This window comes from Rhizobium sp. BK060, from assembly GCF_014193145.1.
GTDB lineage: Bacteria > Pseudomonadota > Alphaproteobacteria > Rhizobiales > Rhizobiaceae > Rhizobium.
Genome location: NZ_JACHYW010000011.1, coordinates 1 through 17,837, shown reverse-complemented (window position 1 = coordinate 17,837; position 17,837 = coordinate 1). Strand labels below are relative to the sequence as shown.

Here is a 17,837-nt window from a genome sequence, read left to right as displayed (position 1 = left end):
GGAAGGAAAGAACAATGCGCGTCTATTACGATCGTGATGCAGATCTCAACCTCATCAAGTCGAAGAACGTCGTCATCGTCGGCTACGGTTCCCAGGGTCGCGCACACGCCCTGAACCTCAAGGACAGCGGCCATGCCAACGTTGCGATCGCTCTCAAGGCCGGTTCGGCAACCATCAAGAAGGCAGAGGCTGACGGCTTCAAGGTTATGACCGTTGCCGACGCTGCCAAGTGGGGCGACCTGATCATGATGGCGACCCCGGACGAGCTGCAGGCCGATATCTACAAGAGCGAAATTGCAGGCAACATCCGTGATGGCGTTGCGATCGCTTTTGCGCACGGCCTCAACGTTCACTTCGGCCTGATCGAGCCGAAGGCTTCGCTCGACGTCGTCATGATCGCGCCGAAGGGCCCCGGCCACACGGTTCGCGGCGAATATCAGAAGGGCGGCGGTGTTCCCTGCCTCGTTGCCGTTCACCAGAACGCTTCCGGCAATGCGCTTGAACTGGCTCTCTCCTACGCCTGCGGCGTCGGCGGTGGTCGTTCGGGCATCATCGAAACCAACTTCCGCGAAGAGTGCGAAACCGACCTCTTCGGCGAACAGGTCGTTCTCTGCGGCGGTCTCGTCGAGCTCATCCGCGCTGGTTTCGAAACCCTGGTCGAAGCCGGTTATGCGCCGGAAATGGCCTACTTCGAGTGCCTGCACGAAGTGAAGCTGATCGTCGACCTGATCTATGAAGGCGGCATCGCCAACATGAACTACTCGATCTCCAACACGGCCGAGTGGGGCGAATACGTCACTGGCCCGCGCATCATCACGGCTGAAACCAAGGCTGAAATGAAGCGCGTCCTGCACGACATCCAGACGGGCAAATTCACGTCCGACTGGATGCAGGAGTACAAGGCAGGCGGTTCGCGCTTCAAGGGCATCCGCCGCATGAACGACAGCCACCAGATCGAAGAAGTCGGCGCCAAGCTTCGCGGCATGATGCCGTGGATCGGCAAGAACAAGCTGGTCGACAAGTCCGTCAACTAGGCGGCTTCAGACTGCTGTCTTAACAGGGCCGGGGCGAAAGCTCCGGCCTTTATTTTTGCGCCCGCACCGCAAGCCAGCGGGTCGGCTTTCCGTCGTAGCCGGTGCCGTCGCCTTCGCTGATGACAATGTTGTGCCAGCCGCCATTGCTCAGCATTTCCGACAGAAGCTCCGCCGATGGGTAATTATAGTATCGACCGAAGCCGTCGTGCCCCTCAGCCGCGCCTGCCTTGAAGGTGGCATGAAAGGTGCCGCCGGGCCGCAGCGCGGTGCGGATCCGTTCCAGCACCTCGGGAAGGGCGGCTCGCGGGACATGCAACAGGCTGGCCTCGGCCCAGACGCCGTCGAAGGCTTCCTCCTCGTCCAAATCCTCGAAGCGCAGGACCGCAACAGGATGTCCGAGAAGCGTCTCTGCCTGCTTTGCGACTGCCGCCGATCCGTCTGTCGGCGTCACGTCGAAGCCCTTCGACAGCATGTAGGCACTGTCCTGACCGCCACCGCACCCCAAATCCAGGACGGCTGCGCCCGGAGGCAACAGCGAGAGAAAGGCATCCAGCCGTCGAATCGGCAAAATGCGCTCGCGCGAGGCGTAGCTGGCCGCGTTGTCGTCGTAGAATGAAGATGTACTCTTGTCTGCCATGATCGTTCGCCCGATGAGTCAAGGCCGGAGTTACACGCACAATGCCGCCGCCTTTGAGGCGGCGGATATTTTCTCGATGAAGAAATAGCGAACTAGATGGAGCGGCGCCCGCTGACGGCGTGGTAGAGCCAGAGAACCACAACGGCACCGATGACGGCGACGACAAGGCTGTAGATATTGAAGCCCGTCACGCCCGACGCACCGAAGAAACTGAAGATGACGCCGCCGACGATTGCACCGACGACGCCAAGGACGATGTCCATCAGCATGCCCGCGCCTGACTTGTTAACGATCTTACTGCCGATGAATCCTGCGATCAGTCCAAGGATAATCCAACCGATTACTGACATCTGCCATTCCCCTCCTTGATTGGTTGAATATTCAGACCATCTTCCCGTTTAAGCTAAATAGCTCGTCGGGGAATTCAAGGTTCGCGAGAGCCTTATGCTTTCATTCTACAGTTGTTGTTCCGTGGAATGAAGAAACCAAAAAGGAGGATGGCATGGGTATCTTTGACGACGCCGTTCCAGGTGGAAATATATCAAAGCCGATCATGATTGCTCTTGGCGCGTTGTTAGTGGGAAAGCTTCTCGGTGGTGCGGGCAGCCAGACCGATCCAGCCGCCCAGCAGGCCAATCCGCAGGCTGGTCCACAGACCGGTAACGGCGGGCTTTTGGGTGGGCTCGGCGGTCTGGGTGGCCTTCTCGGCAAGCTGACCGAAGCCGGGCAGGGCGATACGGTGGATTCCTGGGTCCAGCCCGGGCAGAACAAGCCGATCGCGCCGGGCAGCCTCAATGAAGCGCTGGGCTCCAAGACGATTAGCGATCTCGCACGTCAGGCGGGAATCAGCGAGCAGGAGTTGCTGAACCAATTGTCGAGCGTCCTACCTGGGGTGGTCGACAAGCTCACGCCGCGAGGCCAGCTGCCGACACAAGAGCAGATCGCATCGCTTTTCCGCCAGTGACCCGATGCTTACGGGGAAGCCCCGCTCCCCTCGGGAGCGGGGCTTCCCCGGCGTTTTTTCCGGTCGCTGTCTCTGATTTTTTGGACTAAAAGGCGCCCAGACTTGTCACCGTGACAAACAAATAGGTCAGTAATGTTGACTTATCATTTGTTGCGTGGTTCTGTCGCCTAAAGACAAAAAATTACGAGGAAATGCCCATGTTGAATTGGGAAAGCATATTCGCGACGCGCTCTTCACGTATGCGCGCATCGGAGATTCGCGAGCTTCTTAAGCTTCTTGACCGCCCTGATATCATTTCCTTTGCTGGCGGCATCCCGGATCCGGCACTTTTCCCCGATCAGGAATTCAAGGCCGCTTACGCCGATATCTTCAACAGCTCCGCCGTAAACTCGGCGCTGCAGTATTCCGTCAGCGAAGGCTACAAGCCGCTTCGCGAATGGCTGATCAAGCAGATGGCCGCCATCGGCATCCCTTGCGACCTCGATAACGTCTTCATCGTTTCTGGTTCACAGCAGGGTCTGGATTATCTCGGCAAGCTTTTCCTCTCGCCTGATGACACGGCGCTCGTCACCTGGCCTACCTATCTCGGTGCGCTGCAGGCCTTCAACGCCTACGAGCCGACCTATGACCAGCTGACGCCGAACGGCAACCGGACGCCCGCATCGTACAAGGCGCAGGCGGCTGCTGCCGGCGGCAAGGTGAAGTTCGCCTATCTCTCGGCCGACTTTGCCAACCCAACGGGCGAAACTGTCGATCAGCCCGGACGAGAAAAGGTTCTCGCGTTGGCAGAGGAGCTCGATATCGCGGTCATCGAAGACGCAGCGTACCAGTCGCTGCGTTACGATGGGGCGCCGATCGCACCGATCCTGGCGACGGAAATCGCGAAGAAGGGACACATCAACGACACGCGCACCATTTATTGCGGCAGCTTCTCGAAGACGCTGGCGCCGGGCCTTCGTGTCGGCTTCATCGTTGCCAATGCTCCTGTCATCCGCAAACTGGTGCTGATGAAGCAGGCGGCTGACCTGCATTCCTCGACGATCAATCAGATGGCGATCGCGCACGTCGCCGAGCGCGGTTTCGATGCTCAGGTCGCCAAGATCAAGTCGGTCTACAGTCATCGCCGGAATGTGATGCTGGCGGCACTTGAGAAGTACATGCCGGCCGGAACGAGCTGGACCAAGCCGGAAGGCGGCATGTTCATCTGGGTGACGCTGCCGAAGGGCATGGACGGCGCGAAGCTGCTCGCCAAGTCGCTGGAAACGGCCAAGGTCGCTTTCGTCCCGGGCAAGGCATTCTTCGCCGACGGTTCGGGTGAGAATACCTTCCGCGTCAGCTTCTCCTGCGCCAACGATCAGATGATCGAAGAGGGGATTGGCCGCCTCGGCGCGCTGATCGCTGGCGAAATCGACGGCTGAAAAAGCGGCCGACATTGTCGGACGGCGTTATCGATCAAGGTGTGGGCCGAACAATTCCAGATCGGCCTCACTCAGCCGGTCGCTTGCCGTGTTGAGCTGGTGCCAATACGGATAAAGCACCGGCGGCAGGCTGACCGCGTCGAGGCGCTTGCGCTCGTCCTCGGTCAGCGTCAGGTGGGCGGCAGCCAAGTTATCCTTGAATTGAGCTTCGGTGCGACCGCCAATGATCACTGAGGTGACGGCCTTGCGGCCGATCAGCCAGGCAAGCGCCACCTGTGCTGCCGAGACGCCACGCTCGTCGGCGATCGCCACCAATGTTTCCACGATATTCCACAGGCGGTCTTCGTCGCGGATCGGCGGCTCTGTCCACCCGGCAAATTGACGCGAACCTTCCGGTGCGGCCTGGTTGCGACGATGTTTGCCGGAAAGCAGGCCGGCAGCGAGCGGGCTCCAGACAAGCACGCCGAGTCCCTGGTCTATGCTGATCGGCAGCAGTTCGTATTCCGCATCACGCGCTTCGAGCGTGTAGTGGATCTGCTGGCTGACGAACCGTTCCCGCCTTTCCCTCTCGCTGACGCCGAGCGCCTTCATGATGTGCCAGCCTGAGAAATTCGAGCAACCGACATAGCGGACCTTGCCCTGGCGCACGAGCGTGTCGAGCGCCTCCATGGTTTCCTCGAGAGGCGTCTGTCCGTCCCATTCGTGAAGCTGGTAGAGATCGATGACGTCAGTCTTCAGACGTCGGAGGCTCGCTTCGCAGGCGCTGATGAGATGATAGCGCGAGGAGCCGGTGTCGTTTGCGCCGTCTCCCATGCGAAAGCGCGCCTTGGTCGCGATCAGTACGCCGTTCTTGCGTGGCCCGCCGATGATCTCGCCGAGAATTTCCTCGCAGACGCCCTGCGAGTAGACGTCAGCCGTATCGATCAGGTTGACGCCGGCGTCGAGGCACATGTCGACGAGCCTGCGCGCTTCGGCAACGCCGAGATCGCCGACCATCTTCGCCCAGCCTTGGCCGCCGAACGTCATCGTGCCCATCGTTACAGTCGAAATCTTGAGGCCGGAGCGGCCGAGAAGGCGGTATTCCATATGCGTCCTCCCAAAATGCTTGAGTCAAAACGTGCGGTAGAAGATAGGGGCGGGGTAAGCGGGTCAAGGGCGCGATGCGTGTCAGCGCCACGAAGACGACTGTCACAATCATGTTATCCGCGGTGGCTAAGGAACAACTCTCCCATCACCGAGGATGCATCATGAAGACGATCGTTTCCGCCGCCGCGCTGCTCGCTGCGAGCTTGCTTGCAATCCCGGCATCCGCCGCCAATCTCGTTCTCTACACGAGCCAGCCGAACGAAGATGCACAGGCGACCGTGGATGGCTTCATGGCTGCCAATCCTGACGTCAAGGTGGATTGGGTGCGCGATGGCACGCCGAAGATCATGGCCAGGTTGCAGGCGGAAATCGAGGCGGGCAATCCCGTTGCCGACCTTCTGCTGATTGCCGACACGGTGACGCTCGAGCGCCTGAAGGAAGCCGGTAAGCTGCTCGCCTACAAGTCGCCGGAAGCCGCAAGCTATGACGCCGCGCTCTACGACGCCGACGGCTACTATTATTCGACGAAGCTGATCACCACCGGTATCGTCTGCAATACCTCCGCGGCGTTCAAACCGACGAGCTGGAAGGATTTGACCAAGGCTGAAGCGAAGGGTCTCGTGACCATGCCGAGCCCGCTGACATCTGGCGCAGCCCTCATTCACGCGCAGACGCTGGCCGCAGTCGATGGTCTTGGTTGGGACTTCTACAAGGATCTCGCCGCCAATGGCGCGACGGCTGCCGGCGGCAACGGTGCGGTCCTCAAGTCGGTCGCCTCTGGCGAAAAGGCTTTCGGCATGGTCGTCGACTACATGCCGATCCGCGAGAAGGCCAAGGGTGCGCCGGTCGAGTTTGTCTTCCCGACCGAAGGCGTTTCCGCGGTAACGGAGCCAGTCGGTATTCTCGCCAGCTCGAAGAACGCCGATGCCGCGAAGAAATTCGTCGACTACGTACTCTCTGAAAAGGGGCAGGAAGGCTTCCTCAAGCTCGGCTACATCCCAGCTCGCAACGGCATGAAGCTGCCGGAAGGTTTTCCTGCTCGCGACAGCATCAAGGTGCTGCCGATCAATGCCCCCGAGGCGCTGAAGAACACCGATCAGGACCTCAAGACCTTCTCCGGCATCTACGGCTCGAACTGATCGTCGCTGGAAAGCCGATGTACGGATATGTCCGTCCCGGAAACAGCCAGCCTGCCTGGCTGTTTCCTTTTGTCGTTATCATCGTCCTGATCCTGAGCGTGCTGCCGTTGGCGCGGCTCGCGATTGCAGGCATTGCCGCGCTCTCAAATGGCGGCCTTGGCGCGGTACTTCGCGATCCCGCGCTCTGGTCGGCGACCTACTACACGCTCGTCACAGCCATTCTTGGGACGCTGATCTCGCTCGCCATCGGCTGCACTTTCGCATTCCTGCTGACCCTGACGGATATTCGCGGTAAAGGCCTGCTGAGCTTTCTGTTCGTCCTGCCGATGATGATCCCGCCGCAGGTGACGGCGCTTGCCTGGGTGCAGATGTCCGGGCCGTCAAGCCCGCTGCTGAAGGCGCTGCACATTGCACCTCCGCTCGGATCGTCGCAGCCGCTTTATTCGGTTGGCGGCATATCGCTGCTCTACGGCGTGCAGCATGCGCCGCTCGTTTATCTTGCTCTCCGGGCCGGCCTGATGGCACTGCCCCGCGATGGCGTCGAGGCTGCGCGTCTCGCCGGAGCCGGTAGTCTTCGGGTTTTCCGCGACATCATCCTGCCGCTTTCGCTGCCCGGCATCATTGCCGGAGCTGCAATTTCTTTCGTCTCCTGCACCGGCAATTTCGGCATTCCGGTAATCCTCGGCATACCCGCCTTAATCTACACGCTCCCGACGCTGATCTTTACCAAATTCTCGGCCTTCACCAGCCGGACTTTCGGTGACGTGGTGTTGCTTTCGGCGATCATCGCGATCATTTCCGTTGCCGGACTTGCCATTCAGGACCGCGCCTTGCGTGGACGCGATTACCGCGTGCTTGGGCTCTCGGGTGCAAGCGCGGCCTTCGAATTGGGAGGCTGGAAGTTTCTCGTGCAGCCTCTGCTCTGGCTCTGCCTTTTCTTCATTCTGGCAGCACCATTCTTCGCTCTCTTGGCCGGTGCGCTCGTGCCGGCCTATGGCGTGCCGCTCACCATCAAGACGATGTCGGCAAGCGCGTTCTACGAAATCCTCTTCCGGCAAGCGGTCACGCGGACAGCGTTCGTCAACTCGCTGTCTCTCGCTGCGGGGACGGCATTGTGTCTCCTGGTGGTGACCGTGCTTGCAGCTTACGCCTTGACGCGACGCAAAGACCTTTTGAGCCGGATTGTTTCCAGCCTGATCGAGATTCCCTATTCGCTGCCCGGTATCGTCATCGCCGTGTCCTTCATTCTCGTATTTGCCGCACCGATTCCCATCCTGCACGTGACACTTTACGGCACGATCTGGATTATCTTGATCGCCTATCTCTCGAGCTTCTTTGCTGTCGGCCTAAAGCCCGTCGTCAGTGCGTTTCATCAACTCGATCCGGCGCTAGAGGAGGCGGCACGGCTCGCGGAAGCGGGCTTCTTCCGGCGGCTTGTCGATATCATCGTGCCATTGATCGCCCCTGCCGCGGGAGCATCGGTCATTCTGGTCTTCCTGATCGCGTGCAATGAGCTCACCATCTCCGCACTCCTGTGGTCTGCCGGGACGCAGACGCTTGGCGTGGCAATCTACAATCTCGACGATAGCGGCAGCTCCGATCTGGCATCGGCGCTCTCGGTGCTCGTCGTCCTCATGGTCGTTGTCATGATGCTGCTTCTGGAACTGATGGCAAAACGTTTGCCACGAGGAGTCGTGCCGTGGCGGAACTGATCCTCAATCGTCTGGCCAAGGATTTCGGCACCGGGCGCGCTGCCGTTACAGATTTTTCCCTGAAGGTGCGGCACGGCGGCTTTCTGGCGCTGCTTGGACCGTCGGGTTGCGGCAAGACGACGGTGCTGCGGATGATCGCGGGTTTCGAGACCCCGACGGATGGCTCTATCCATCTTGGCGAGCGGCTGCTTGCAGACGCCTCCCGGTCGCTGCCGCCGGAACGGCGCAATATGGCGATGGTGTTTCAATCCTATGCACTTTGGCCGCATATGAGTGTCGCGGACAATGTCGGCTATCCCTTGAAGGTGCGCGGTATTTCCGGCGAGGCTTACAAGCACAATGTCCGCGAGGCGCTGGCGACGGTCAGGCTCGCCGATCACGCTGAGCGCCGTCCCGCCGATCTGTCCGGTGGCCAGCGACAGCGGGTGGCACTGGCGCGCTGCCTCGTGTCGTCACCTGACGTCGTGCTGCTCGACGAGCCGCTTGCCAATCTCGACCGGCACTTGAAACAGGAGATGGAGGAAACATTTCGCGAGTTCCACCAGCGCTCGGGCGCGACGATGATCTATATCACGCACGATCAGAGCGAGGCGATGGCACTCGCAACAGACGTGGCCGTTATGTCCGAAGGACGCCTCCTGCAGGCTGCACCGCCGGCGGAGATTTATGCCCGGCCGGAGGGCCGGCTGGTTGGAGGGTTGATCGGTCGCGGCGCAATTCTTTCGCTTCCGTCTCCAGCTGGCGACATCAGACGGCTCGACTGGTGCGCCCTCGAACCGCTGTTCTCCGACAAGGCCGATGATCGGCCAAAGGCGGATGTGTTGGTACGGCAGGAGGATGTCTTTATCGCGGGTGAGGGAATCCCGGCACGCGTCGAATCCATTCTCTACGAAGGCGAGCGCTATGCCGTGAAGCTGCGGCTTGGGGACGGGCAGGTGCTTCGGGCCTTCAGCCGGGAGCGGCTGCAGGTTGGCGAAAGCGTGCGGGCGGTGGCGCGGGCCGCCTGGCGCCTCTGATTTCAAAACGTCTTTCCGAAGCAGGCGCTAGCCACTACTAATGGTGCAACGTCAACTGGAAATACTCGATGTCGCTTCGCCTCGCCACTTTCAACGTCGAAAATCTCATGACGCGTTTCGACTTCACCGGCTTCCGCAACCAGCTGCGCCAGGATCGAGTGATCAAGCTTTTCGATGTGCGTAGTGAAGGCGTGTACCAGCAGCTCGAGCAGGCACGGGTGATTTCCTCGACCGATGATACCCGGCAGATGACGGCGCTGGCGATCGCGGATGCCGACGCCGACATTCTGTGCCTGCAGGAGGTCGACAATATGGAGGCGCTGCACGCCTTCGAATACGGCTATCTGTTCCGGATGGTCGGCAACGGCTATCGGCAAAAATATCTGGTCGAGGGCAATGACAGCCGCGGGATCGACGTTGCGGTCCTGATGCGGGAAGAGACGCGCGACGGGCAGAAGATCGAGCTCAGGCAGATCAAGAGCCATGCGATGCTCACCTATCGCGATCTCGGGCTTTTCAACGACCAGCTGGCGCTGACCAACCGCATCGACGACAAGATCTTCAAGCGCGACTGCCTGGAACTGGACCTCGAGATTGGTGGCGTGCCATTGTCGCTCTATGTGGTCCACTTCAAATCGATGGACGGACCGCGCACGGAAGGCGTCGACAGCAGGCTCGGCACGATGCCCGTGCGGCGGGCCGAGGCGCTGGCGGTGCGCCGTATTATCGAGGACCGCTTCGGCGGTCACATCGATGACAAGCGGTTCGTCATCTGCGGCGACATGAACGACTATCAGGAGCGCGTCGACGTCATAGGACGGCGCCGCACAGGGTACCGTTTCGAGCATCGAGACGAGAGCGTCAGCGCACTCGATGTCTTCAGTCATGACGGATTTGCCGAGAACGTCGTCCGCCGCCGTGATCCGCTCGATCGCTGGACGCTCTACCATGCTCGCGGGCCCGAGGAGCAATGGCTGTGTCAGCTCGACTACATCTGGTTGTCGGATGCACTCGCCAGATCCAATTCTGGCCGCCTGCCGGAGATTATCCGATATGGTCAGCCTTATCGCACCGTCTTTCCGCCCGGCCAGGAGGTCGAGCGTTATCCCCGCACGGGCTGGGATCGACCGAAAGCCTCCGACCATTGCCCCGTTGTCATGACCTTGGATTTGATATGAGCATTCATTTTTCAGAGGATTTCGCCGGCTGGCCGCCGGAGCAGACCGTATTTCCGATTGCCGGTCTGGATCTCCGCGTGCTGTCGGGAGACCATCCCTTCTCTCTCGCGCAACGTGAGGCGATTCGGGAAAACTGGGAAAAGGAAACTGCTGCGAACCCGGCGCTGTTTGATGGCCGAATGGTCTTTCAGACGCGGCTGGCGCTGACCGATAGCGGTAGTATAGCGGCCGAAGGCCACGTCATACCGTTTTCGACATTTATGTGGTGGCGCCGTCAGGCGAGCCGGCAGGGTGGCATCCACCTGTTTGCCTATCCTGTTTTGGAGACATCCGATGGCGCGCTGGTAGCGATCCGCATGGGTTGCCACACAGCCAATCCCGGCCAGGTGTATTTCGCCGCCGGCTCTCTGGAGCCCGAGGACATTTCCGGAGACCGCTGCGACGTCGAGGGCAACATGCGCCGCGAGGTGCTCGAGGAGACGGGGCTTGACCTCAATGATGCCCAGGCGGGCGATCGGTACTATGCAAGCCATGTCAGGCGCACCGTAACGGTGCTGCGTCTCTTTCGCTTCGATCTGACCGCGAATGAGGTGATTGAGAAGATCCACGCACACATGCTGGTAGCCGATGACAAGGAGATTGCCGGCGCGGTTGCGATACGTTCGGCCGATCCCAAGGCGCACCCCTACAATATTGCGATGCTCCCGGTCATCGACTGGTACTTTGGAGAAAGGCGAGGCGCTTAACGCCTTGCGCTCGGTCTTCTGGTCGGGCAGGTTGGCGAAACGAGGACCGAGACAAGGAGGCCGATGTGGCGCGCAGCTACAGCGTCTACGACGTGTTCACCGACCGCAGACTCGCCGGTAACCCGCTCGCCGTCATCTTCGATGGTGACGAGCTCAGCGATGACGCCATGCAGGCGATCGCCAAGGAAACGAATCTTTCGGAAACGGTCTTCGTTCAGCCCGCAGACAATCCAGCCTATACGGCGCGGATTCGTATCTTCACGCCCGGTCGCGAATTGCCCTTTGCGGGACACCCGACGGTCGGCACAGCGATCGCTCTTGCCGAGCATGCACACGGTAAGTCGACCATCGATCTCGTTTCGGTACTGGAGGAGAATGTCGGGCCGGTGCGTTGTGCGGTTCGGCTGCGAGAGGGCGAGGCGAGCTTTGCCGAGTTCGACCTACCGCGGAAGTCGCAGCAAATCACCATGCCGCTCGACAAGCTTGGAATTGCCAATGCGCTGTCGCTGAGGACGACGGAAATCGGCTTTGAGAACCACGTGCCATCGCTCTGGAGTGCGGGAGTGCCATTCCTCATGGTTCCCATCCACGACGTCGGCGCGGCGCAGCGAATGGATTTCGACCCGCAACTTTGGGAAGCGACCGTTCCCTTTGTCGATGGCGCGCTTGCCTCTGCCTATATCTACTGTCGGGGCGGTGTAAACCATGCCGCGAAGTTCCATGCGCGGATGTTTGCGAGCGGCATGGGGATCGTGGAGGACCCGGCCACGGGGGCGGCAGTGGCCGCGCTATCCGGCACCATTCACCATTTCGATCGCCTGACGGACGGACACCATGGGGTGATGGTCGAGCAAGGTGTGGAAATGGGCCGACCATCGTTGATCCATCTGCATGTGGATATCGAAGGCGGAGCGATCTCGAATGCCCGGATTGGCGGGCAGGCGGTGCGTATCGCAAGCGGAACGCTGGACCTTTGATTTCATTGCATTTCAGCCATGCGCAAAAATCTTCGCGTTTAACCAAAGAATTTTCGAGCAGGCGCTAGACAAGCCGAACGATCCTGTTTATACGCCCCCTCACACCGCGCAACACGGCGGTTACGGGTGATTAGCTCAGTTGGTAGAGCAGCTGACTCTTAATCAGCGGGTCGTAGGTTCGAGCCCTACATCACCCACCAAAACATCTTGGAATCATTACTTAATTGGGAATGCGGCGGAAGTTTTCGGCTGCCCAGTTTTTCAGTAAATCGGTTGCCAAATTCGCGTTACGTTCCTGTTCCGGAATGCGGCGGGCTCAATCTCGTTCCAGCGGCTCTCCAGGGCTTCATCGCTTCGCACGTCAAGCTGCGCAGCGCGCGCTTTGCTCTGAAACTCCCGCTCCAATGGTTCTGGCAGCGCGATGGAAGGCCAGGTGGCCGTCGTGTTTCTGAAGCGGGTGTAGAGGGTGTAAACAGTCTCGGTGCTATTTATGCATGATCACGACAGCTTCACGAGGGCTTAGGCTCCCTCTCATTGACTTAGCGCAACTGGAAATGACAGAGACGACCAGCAGAACCGTCATCAAATGCATCATCTTTCCTACGAGCATCCACGTTGCGTATTATATCACTTTCTAGCATTCCATCACGTTTCGATAAACTCGCTCCGACCCTCAACAGCCTAGTAAAGCAGAACGGCCCGATAGACGAAATCCGACTTTACATTCCGAAACGGTATCGCCGGTTCCCGGAGTATGACGGTTCGCTCCCGCTGGTGCCGGAGGGCATTACAATAGTGCGGCCCGACGAGGATATGGGGCCAGCCTCCAAGGTGCTTTTTGCGGCGCGCGACCTCCGAGGTAAAAGCGTGCAAATTCTGTTCTGTGACGACGACAAGGTATTTCCGCCCAATTGGGCGTCTCAGTTGTTTGCGGCGCAGGAAGAGCGGCCAAAAGAGTGTATCGCCCTGATAGGCAAGGATGTGCCAACGGATTTTGCGAAGTCTTCGGCGTTTTTTCCGAGAGCGGTGCGCAGGCGCAAAACGAATATGGCACTCCGCGCCCGCCGACTTCGCTACAAATTAGCGACCAAGTTCCTTCGCATGGAGCTGCCGAGACCAATGCCGAGCTTGGTTGAGCGAGGCGGCTACGTTGACGTGCTTCAAGGGCTCGGCGGCGTCGTGGTGCGACCTGAGTTTTTCGATGACATCGCCTATGAAATTCCTCATGTCCTTTGGGCCGTTGATGATTATTGGTTGTCCGGCATGCTTGCCCTCAAGGGCGTTCCGATTTGGCTACCCTCAGGGCTTGAAGAGCCGAACCCCACCGAAGCACACGATGTCGATTCCCTATTCCTCGCCACCATTGAAGGTGTTGACCGAAACGAGGCTAATCGGCGGTGCATCGAGTATATGCAGACCCACTTCAATATCTGGCGTTGACTGGAGTATCGTGCCTGGATGCACGATGGCGGACATTTCAACCTGGCCGCCACACGGTGGCGGACCTTGCGGCAAGCCCGGTTTCCGAGAACGTGCCGTCGGATGCCGCCGAAGCATCGTCCCACAATGAGCACCAGCAATGATGCGCGTCACCGTACCGGTCCTGCGATCCTGCCCGTGATACCTACCGCTCCTACAGCGGCCAATCCGGACCTGTCTGTCTCCATTTGCAGGCCTGTCCATGGTGCTTACGGGCTCAGTGAGCGTGAGTTCTAGCCACGTCGCGCGGTCCACGGCGCGCTATGCATCCTATGGGTAGAGAAGCCGATACCTACCAGCCGTATGGCGGCCCGAGGCGCGAATGTGTCTCGCCATTCACCGGGAGGTCGAGCGCCTACTGCCAGCCGGTGAGGCCCTTTCCCGGAACTAAGCCACATTGCGTGAAGACCCATGCAAGGCAATGGGAACCAACAGTCTAGCGTCGCGTTCTACGTAGAGTTCCAAGGCGATTCGCACACTGCGCCTTGGCCTTTCCAAATGTCCCTGTCGTTTGCCCCGCTTCCTGCGGGGCTCCTTTCTGCCTCTGGAGGAGGGAGGCACCACCGTGTCCCGGTTGAGTCCGAACGGATCGCCTCAATAATCATCGAGTTTTATCGCCAAGGAGTCCGAGACGAGAAGCAGTTGTGCGCCTTCATCGACGTGGCGCGCGGGTTCACAGATCGATCTCTAGACAATACGAACAACGGTCGGGAACAGAAACGAACCAGCGGCGTTTTTTTCAGGTCGTGTCGCCTTAGGCACGTTGTTTTGAGATGTTCCGATACTAAAGAGCCCCGCCAACACCGCGGGGCTTTTCTTCTGCTGTTTTTCCATCAAGAGGCAGGTCCCTCGTAGGACTTAGGTCCTATCAGACCTCAAACGCGTGAACCATGCACGGGTCTGGTGCGTTAAATCTCCAGAGAAAGGAGACTGACCATGAAACGGTTGATTATCGCAGTGGCCGGCCTCGCAGCACTACTGGCGAGCGCTCCTGCCGAAGCGCAAGGTATCTATTTCGAGTTCGGTTCCGGCGACTCGAGGTATTATGACGATCCGCCACCGCCTCGTTACTACCGATACGGCCCAAGGTACCGTGACTATGACCGGCCGCGCTACGCTTACCGCGACGTATGCTGGAGGGTGCCTTACCAGCACCGAAGCCACAACCACTACATCACCAGGTACAGAACGGTTTGCCGATAGAGAAGCAGCCTCGCGTTAAGCGGGGCGTTTCTCGTTCCTAAATGACTTCCCCGTCCGGAGCGTCGCCTGCGAGCCGATTTTCGTCAGGTTTTTCCGTTACCGATAAAGAGACGGCCTTTCGGGAATCTCGACTGCCGCGCGGGTTCCCGTTTTCCAGGCCTGCAGGCAGGCCTTTGTCACCAGCATCGCCATGTAGCCGTCCCATGCACGTGAGCCCAAGGGCGTCTGCGTGAGGATGCCCGCCGTCCAGGCCTCCAACTGCGCACGATAGGCCTGCCGGAATCGTGGCCGCCAATCGGCAGGCGTTCGAAATCCGTCGTGGCCTTGGAGCGGAGCGTGGTTGCCGGGCTCGGGTCGAGAGCGACCGTTCCATCCTCGCAGACAAGTTCAGCTCGCACGTCGTAGCCATACTGCGCGTCCGTGAAGACTTCGATGTCGATCACGACGCCGGATTCGGTCTGTAGCAAAATGAACTGCGGCTGCCTGTTCGGGGCGTTGCGGGTGGCCGGAGGGCTTGCGACAATCGCCGAGGTGATGTCTTCGCCGAGAAGATACCGCACGATGTCGAACTCGTGGCCGGCGGAATTGGCGATCACCAGTTCGGATGTAAGATAGTCGGGGCCGACGGCGTTTCGGTGAACGCAATGCAGGAAAAGCGGTCGCCCAAGTTCACCGGAGGCGAGCGCCTGTTTCATCTCGATGTAACCGGCATCGAAGCGTCGCATGAAGCCGACCTGCACGAGACGCTTGGCGGCCGCGACTTCCGCTCGAATGATTGCCTCCGCAGCTTCCAGGCTTGCTGCGAGCGGTTTTTCGACGAGGACAGGCTTTCCTGCGGCAATCGCCTTTAGCGCCAGCGCCGCATGTGTCCCGTCCGGAGAGCAGACCATCACGGCATCGATGTCAGGATCGCTGATCAAAGTATCCGCATCTGCGATGACGCGCACGCCAAGGGACGCTGCTATCGTTTTGGCGCGACCGCGATCGAAATCCTGCACGGCGACCAGCCTGGCATTCGCGACGCCCTCGGCCAGAATGGCCGCGTGATCGGCACCCATAACGCCGGTTCCGATGATACCGATCCTGATCTCTTTCATTGACCCTCCCATTCGAAAATCGCCGCCCTGTCAACTGGCAAGTCTATGACCGCGACAGGAGAGATTTCAAGCTCACTGCGGGCGTCGATAGCGTGTCTGGCGCAGGTTTGGCACCCTGTGCGATCAACATCTCGGCCACTTTGATGTCCCGCGCAATCCGATTGCCGCGTCCCCAGCCGCTTGCGGCTAGAATCCGATGATCGTCGGCGAGATGAAATAGCACCACCGTCTCCTCGTCGATCTGCCGAGTGATCGTGCTCGTCGTTTCATTGGCCAGGCCGGCGATCTGCAGCGAGAAATCGTATTGGTCCGACCAGAACCAAGGAACGATCTCGTAAGGCTTTTCCGCGCCGAGCATGTTAGCGGATGCATGCGCCCCCTGATCCTGTGCGTTGCGCCATGCTTCCAGACGGATCCTCTTGCCTCCATAGGGGAAGGAGCAGCAGTCCCCGGCGGCATAGATTGCGGGATCGCTCGTCTGTAGCGCTGCGTTGACGGCAATACCATTCTCGACCGAGAGACCCGCCTGCTGCGCGAGTTCGCAGCGGGGTTCGGCGCCGATGCCGACGACGAGGGTCGTCGTCTCGAGGATTTCGCCGTTGTTCAGGAAGAGGGTGATGCCAGCAGCACGCGCCGCGATTTGCCCGGTGCTTGTACCGCAAAGGACGCGGACGCCATGGGCCTCGTGGAGCGCGTGAACGCGCGCTGCGATTGCTTCCGGTACCGCTCGCATCAGGATACGCGGCAGAGCTTCGATGACCGTGACCTCGAGGCCTCTTTGCCTTGCCGCCGCAGCGAGCTCCAAACCAATGAAGCCTGCGCCGATGATCGCCAGATGCCCGCCGGGGACAAGACGCTGCGACAGCCGCTGTGCATCGTCGTGCGTGCGCAAATAGAAAACATGATCCATGCCTTCCACGGATGGGAGCCGTCGTGGTGATGAACCCGTCGCGAGTAACAGCTTGTCATAGGAAATGCGGCGTCCGCTCGCCAGTCGAATGGACCGGTTTTCTCGGTCCAATCCGACAGCCGCATCGCCCGTCATCATCTCTATCGACTGCTCTGCGAGCACGGCACTGCTGACGATAAAAGGCGGCTCGATGCCCTCCGCAGACATCAGGTGCTCTTTCGACAAGGGCGGACGTTCGTAGGGAAGGTGCCGTTCCTCTCCGATCAACGTGATGCGACCATCAAATCCCTGATCACGCAGTGCGAGCGCTGCTCTGGCGCCGCACTGGCCGCCTCCGACGATGACAAACTCTGCCATAGCGCGTCACTCCAGACCGAGGTAGACGCTGCCGCCTTCCACCTTTGTCCGGTATGTCCTGAGATTGACGCAGACAGGGGCCCCACGTGCCTCGCCGGAACGGTAGTCAAACCTGCCATTGTGTTTTGGACACTCGATGATGTGGTCCATCACCAATCCGTCGGCGAGGTGCACCTTTTCGTGGGAGCACATTCCATCGGTTGCGTAGAAGTTGTCATCAGGGCTGCGGTATATGGCGAAGGTCTTGCCTTCGTGATCAAAACGGATCACGTCCTCATTGTCGATGTCATCGATCCCACAGGCTTTAATCCACGCGCTCATCCAATCCTCCCAAGCTTGTATTGCTTGATTGAGGCTAGGCCAAAACGCGGCTTTGTGCGGCAGAAAAAATGATCAAAAAACCTCAGGTGTAGGCGCGCACCTCAGTCATGTCTTGACGACAATCTACTATCGGTGGCGAGCATCAAAACGAGTTTGACAGAAAGATCCGAGAGATCGGTCGGCCGCTGGTCAGCTTCAGGACGAGCGCAGAAAGAGAGCTGCTCTTGATGAGAACGCTTCATCCGTCATGGCGTAGCCTGCAGGTCCGGCAATCCTAGGCAGCGCGCGGCCGTTGCAGGGGCGATAGCGGGCGGATCCTGTCTCTGGGCAAACGGCACGTCCCACGAATGTGGACCGTACCTGTTATCGCCGACCGCGCCCTTGCGGCAGGCGCGCTCCTGGCGCAAGCACAGGTCTTCTTGGGTGAGGCTCAGTCTTGCACGAACGATGCCGAACCCACACCGCCCATCAATACAGTACCACGCTTCGGATGCTTGTCCCCGAATGCATGAGCTCGAAGCCCTTGTTGATGTCTTCGAGGGCCAAGGTGTGGGTGATCATCG

The 17,837-nt window shown here is 59.7% G+C and carries 17 protein-coding genes and 1 tRNA gene; 12 read left to right on the top strand and 6 right to left on the bottom strand.

The window, feature by feature from the left end; all coding sequences use genetic code 11:
• Positions 1–14 precede the first annotated feature (14 nt).
• Entirely contained in the window at positions 15–1,034 is a 1,020-nt protein-coding gene (ilvC, locus tag FHT71_RS13865) for a ketol-acid reductoisomerase (RefSeq protein WP_037128972.1), read from the top strand.
• 49 nt (positions 1,035–1,083) lie between these two features.
• Here ilvC and FHT71_RS13860 read toward each other — a convergent pair whose 3' ends face one another.
• Positions 1,084–1,671, bottom strand: coding sequence for a class I SAM-dependent methyltransferase (locus FHT71_RS13860; protein ID WP_132595094.1), 588 nt, complete (start codon positions 1,669–1,671; stop codon positions 1,084–1,086).
• A gap of 92 nt (positions 1,672–1,763) precedes the next feature.
• Positions 1,764–2,021 (bottom strand): GlsB/YeaQ/YmgE family stress response membrane protein, encoded by a 258-nt coding sequence (locus FHT71_RS13855; protein WP_007802119.1) that lies wholly within the window; start codon positions 2,019–2,021, stop codon positions 1,764–1,766.
• Positions 2,022–2,173: 152 nt separating this feature from the next.
• Here FHT71_RS13855 and FHT71_RS13850 point away from each other — a divergent pair, with 152 nt between their 5' ends.
• Together FHT71_RS13850 and FHT71_RS13845 are read left to right on the top strand one after the other, a co-directional pair.
• On the top strand, positions 2,174–2,635 hold the full coding sequence (locus tag FHT71_RS13850) for a YidB family protein (protein WP_007802116.1): 462 nt from the start codon (positions 2,174–2,176) through the stop codon (positions 2,633–2,635).
• A gap of 197 nt (positions 2,636–2,832) precedes the next feature.
• Positions 2,833–4,053, top strand: a complete 1,221-nt coding sequence (locus FHT71_RS13845; RefSeq protein ID WP_183720398.1) for a PLP-dependent aminotransferase family protein — start codon at positions 2,833–2,835, stop codon at positions 4,051–4,053.
• A gap of 27 nt (positions 4,054–4,080) precedes the next feature.
• On the opposite strand, the gene FHT71_RS13840 is transcribed toward FHT71_RS13845, so the two are convergent.
• Complete coding sequence (locus tag FHT71_RS13840) at positions 4,081–5,139, bottom strand: aldo/keto reductase (RefSeq protein WP_007802112.1); 1,059 nt, start codon at positions 5,137–5,139, stop codon at positions 4,081–4,083.
• Between the two features lie 161 nt (positions 5,140–5,300).
• Here FHT71_RS13840 and FHT71_RS13835 point away from each other — a divergent pair, with 161 nt between their 5' ends.
• The 9 genes from FHT71_RS13835 (at position 5,301) to FHT71_RS13795 (ending at position 14,589) form a co-directional block, all read left to right on the top strand.
• Complete coding sequence (locus FHT71_RS13835; RefSeq protein ID WP_183720395.1) at positions 5,301–6,278, top strand: ABC transporter substrate-binding protein; 978 nt, start codon at positions 5,301–5,303, stop codon at positions 6,276–6,278.
• Between the two features lie 17 nt (positions 6,279–6,295).
• The gene (locus FHT71_RS13830; protein ID WP_183720391.1) at positions 6,296–7,990 is read left to right on the top strand and encodes an iron ABC transporter permease; all 1,695 of its coding nucleotides are present in this window, start codon (positions 6,296–6,298) and stop codon (positions 7,988–7,990) included.
• The gene (locus FHT71_RS13825; protein ID WP_132595098.1) at positions 7,978–9,006 is read left to right on the top strand and encodes an ABC transporter ATP-binding protein; all 1,029 of its coding nucleotides are present in this window, start codon (positions 7,978–7,980) and stop codon (positions 9,004–9,006) included. Before FHT71_RS13830 ends, FHT71_RS13825 begins: the two co-directional genes overlap by 13 nt.
• A 68-nt stretch (positions 9,007–9,074) precedes the next feature.
• Positions 9,075–10,184 (top strand): endonuclease/exonuclease/phosphatase family protein, encoded by a 1,110-nt coding sequence (locus tag FHT71_RS13820; protein ID WP_183720388.1) that lies wholly within the window; start codon positions 9,075–9,077, stop codon positions 10,182–10,184.
• Positions 10,181–10,930, top strand: coding sequence for an NUDIX hydrolase (locus FHT71_RS13815; RefSeq protein WP_132595102.1), 750 nt, complete (start codon positions 10,181–10,183; stop codon positions 10,928–10,930). Before FHT71_RS13820 ends, FHT71_RS13815 begins: the two co-directional genes overlap by 4 nt.
• A 65-nt stretch (positions 10,931–10,995) precedes the next feature.
• Positions 10,996–11,907, top strand: a complete 912-nt coding sequence (locus FHT71_RS13810; RefSeq protein ID WP_132595104.1) for a PhzF family phenazine biosynthesis protein — start codon at positions 10,996–10,998, stop codon at positions 11,905–11,907.
• 124 nt (positions 11,908–12,031) lie between these two features.
• A tRNA-Lys gene (locus FHT71_RS13805) sits at positions 12,032–12,107 on the top strand.
• 415 nt (positions 12,108–12,522) lie between these two features.
• Positions 12,523–13,347 (top strand): glycosyltransferase family A protein, encoded by an 825-nt coding sequence (locus tag FHT71_RS13800; RefSeq protein ID WP_132595106.1) that lies wholly within the window; start codon positions 12,523–12,525, stop codon positions 13,345–13,347.
• A 975-nt stretch (positions 13,348–14,322) separates the two neighbouring features.
• On the top strand, positions 14,323–14,589 hold the full coding sequence (locus FHT71_RS13795; RefSeq protein WP_007802092.1) for a hypothetical protein: 267 nt from the start codon (positions 14,323–14,325) through the stop codon (positions 14,587–14,589).
• 176 nt (positions 14,590–14,765) lie between these two features.
• On the opposite strand, the gene FHT71_RS13790 is transcribed toward FHT71_RS13795, so the two are convergent.
• Genes FHT71_RS13790 through FHT71_RS13780 form a run of 3 tightly spaced genes read right to left on the bottom strand, consistent with a single transcriptional unit; the run spans position 14,766 to position 17,274 of the window.
• Positions 14,766–15,686, bottom strand: coding sequence for a Gfo/Idh/MocA family oxidoreductase (locus FHT71_RS13790; protein WP_183720385.1), 921 nt, complete (start codon positions 15,684–15,686; stop codon positions 14,766–14,768).
• A gap of 43 nt (positions 15,687–15,729) precedes the next feature.
• Complete coding sequence (locus FHT71_RS13785; RefSeq protein ID WP_132595112.1) at positions 15,730–16,953, bottom strand: FAD-dependent oxidoreductase; 1,224 nt, start codon at positions 16,951–16,953, stop codon at positions 15,730–15,732.
• Positions 16,954–16,959: 6 nt separating this feature from the next.
• A complete protein-coding gene (locus tag FHT71_RS13780) occupies positions 16,960–17,274 on the bottom strand; it encodes a MocE family 2Fe-2S type ferredoxin (RefSeq protein ID WP_007802086.1) in 315 nt (104 codons plus the stop codon).
• Positions 17,275–17,837 lie beyond the last annotated feature (563 nt).

Bases quoted from the DNA above. Each gene is read 5' to 3' on its own strand.
- ilvC (WP_037128972.1), top strand. From the start codon at position 15: ATGCGCGTCTATTACGATCGTGATGCAGATCTCAACCTCATCAAGTCG.
- FHT71_RS13860 (WP_132595094.1), bottom strand. From the start codon at position 1,671: ATGGCAGACAAGAGTACATCTTCATTCTACGACGACAACGCGGCCAGC.
- FHT71_RS13855 (WP_007802119.1), bottom strand. From the start codon at position 2,021: ATGTCAGTAATCGGTTGGATTATCCTTGGACTGATCGCAGGATTCATC.
- FHT71_RS13850 (WP_007802116.1), top strand. From the start codon at position 2,174: ATGGGTATCTTTGACGACGCCGTTCCAGGTGGAAATATATCAAAGCCG.
- FHT71_RS13845 (WP_183720398.1), top strand. From the start codon at position 2,833: ATGTTGAATTGGGAAAGCATATTCGCGACGCGCTCTTCACGTATGCGC.
- FHT71_RS13840 (WP_007802112.1), bottom strand. From the start codon at position 5,139: ATGGAATACCGCCTTCTCGGCCGCTCCGGCCTCAAGATTTCGACTGTA.
- FHT71_RS13835 (WP_183720395.1), top strand. From the start codon at position 5,301: ATGAAGACGATCGTTTCCGCCGCCGCGCTGCTCGCTGCGAGCTTGCTT.
- FHT71_RS13830 (WP_183720391.1), top strand. From the start codon at position 6,296: ATGTACGGATATGTCCGTCCCGGAAACAGCCAGCCTGCCTGGCTGTTT.
- FHT71_RS13820 (WP_183720388.1), top strand. From the start codon at position 9,075: ATGTCGCTTCGCCTCGCCACTTTCAACGTCGAAAATCTCATGACGCGT.
- FHT71_RS13815 (WP_132595102.1), top strand. From the start codon at position 10,181: ATGAGCATTCATTTTTCAGAGGATTTCGCCGGCTGGCCGCCGGAGCAG.
- FHT71_RS13795 (WP_007802092.1), top strand. From the start codon at position 14,323: ATGAAACGGTTGATTATCGCAGTGGCCGGCCTCGCAGCACTACTGGCG.
- FHT71_RS13790 (WP_183720385.1), bottom strand. From the start codon at position 15,686: ATGAAAGAGATCAGGATCGGTATCATCGGAACCGGCGTTATGGGTGCC.
- FHT71_RS13785 (WP_132595112.1), bottom strand. From the start codon at position 16,953: ATGGCAGAGTTTGTCATCGTCGGAGGCGGCCAGTGCGGCGCCAGAGCA.
- FHT71_RS13780 (WP_007802086.1), bottom strand. From the start codon at position 17,274: ATGAGCGCGTGGATTAAAGCCTGTGGGATCGATGACATCGACAATGAG.